Below are 1,855 nucleotides of genomic sequence, written 5' to 3'. Positions count from 1 at the left end.
AGATCCCGGGCTACGTTAGCGGTTGACATATGATCAAGCACACTGCCGCCGTTAGCTTTGCAGGCACTGGCCATCGTCCTGTCGAAATCTGCCCACAAGGCTTCTTCGGCAGGATTCTGGGGAAAAAAGAACGGCGGCACAGAAACTGGGCCGTTAAAGCACACCAGAGGACTGCTGCGGCCTATTCCGCGCGGATCGAAGCCGATCACATCGAAGTGTTCGCGGATGTTTGGAGGAAGAAAGGGGCCGGCGCCGAGCACGAAGTCGACTCCCGAATTACCAGGCCCGCCGGGGTTGAAAAAAAGCGATCCAACTTTTCTTCCACGACGTACGGTTGCCGGCAATTTAATCAAGGCCAGAGTGAGTTTTTCTCCTTTGGGTGCATTATAGTCGAGAGGTACATCGACAGACCCGCAGAGAAACGGGAGTCCAGACTCTCGGTAACACGTTTGCCAGTTTATAGTTGGCGGTTTCTTATCTCCGCCTTGATGTGCCGCGGCCATTCCGGGAACAAGTAACAACAGCAATATACTAGGCCACCGATGAAAAAATTTAAGAAACATAGTCACACCCCTTTATATAAGTTTTTAATAGGTTCTGTTGCGTTAATTTTTGATAGGCACAGATGGACTATCGGCTTACAGAATTTAGGTGTTAATCTTGTTTTTATCTTACTGCCCACCCACCACATCATTTCCTTTAATAGCGGCAAGGCGTTTTTCTAACATATGAAGTAAGCGGCCAGGTAAATAAAGCTAGGCGGCATAGATAGGTCAATGGCTAAAAGCATTAGCAGTTGAAGCTGCGCCTAAAGCCAACAGGATGCCTGCGGTTAAGATATTTCTACTGGATTGGCTCACATCCAAGACTCCATATGAGATAGAAGATCATCAGATAGGCTCTGATGTATTTGGATCAGCTAGAAAAACCGGAATTATATTGGTGATCTTTCTAGCTCAACCTGGACAGTAGTTTCATTCACAATCGCCTAAAATTTCCATAGAACCAATTTCAAAAAATACATAAAATCTAAAGAAACGCTTGAAGCAATTGAGCCTAAAACCAGCAGAATTGATGTATTTGGATCAGCCGGAAAAGCCGTATACTGTTTCGGCGAAGTTACCAGCTCTGCCACGACTTTAGTTTTGAGCAAGCAGACCTTAAATCTCCATAGAACGAATTTCAAAAAATACTTAAATCTGAAGATGTGCTTAAAAAGTAATAGACATAACGCATGGTTATTTGAAGTAAAAAGGGCAACCGGAAATCTGGCGCAGAAAAATTGAGCAAAATTAACTGGGCTGTATTGACATTTTCTGGCAGTTTCATAGAAATTGCGCCATTTTTAAGCAATGACGACCCGGCTGGTGCTCAGCGATAATGAATGGTGATGCATTTTTTCCAATTCTGGCAGACGCATCAGCATGTCCACTCGGATTCGCCCTAACGGGCAAGTGGAAAATTGGTTGGCGTTAGCGCCTGAATGTGTACAAAGAGGGGCGGCGGATAAAGGCTATGGCAGCGATGCCTTGTTGGAACCTTACAGAACCGCCATTCCGCCTCGTAGCGGCCAGAGTAGAGCCTGTGATGGGTTTATTGATAAAGGACGTCATTTGATTGAATGCTTTTTCAACAAGATCAAACACTACCGTCGAATTTTTTCCCGATTCCAGAGACTCGCCCGGAATTACCCGGGGTTTCTGCGTTTTGCCCCAGCTTCGATTTGACTGTAGTGAAATGTCAACATAACTTAATAAGGAAGATTTTTGAGTATGTCCTTTAAAGAAACAAGGTTCAGCTTCATTCTGAATAACACATCATTGTTGTGCAACAAACCGTAACAATGATAGGTCCT

Annotated in this window: 1 pseudogene; it reads right to left on the bottom strand. The window is 44.8% G+C overall.

What is annotated here, in order from left to right:
• Positions 1–563 (bottom strand): annotated as a pseudogene (locus IT781_RS21715) (alpha/beta fold hydrolase); the annotation flags it as partial.
• Between the last annotated feature and the right edge of the window lie 1,292 nt (positions 564–1,855).

Source organism: Methylobacter sp. BlB1, from assembly GCF_015476545.1.
Taxonomy (GTDB): domain Bacteria; phylum Pseudomonadota; class Gammaproteobacteria; order Methylococcales; family Methylomonadaceae; genus Methylobacter.
This window is presented reverse-complemented; position numbering and strand designations above follow the sequence as displayed.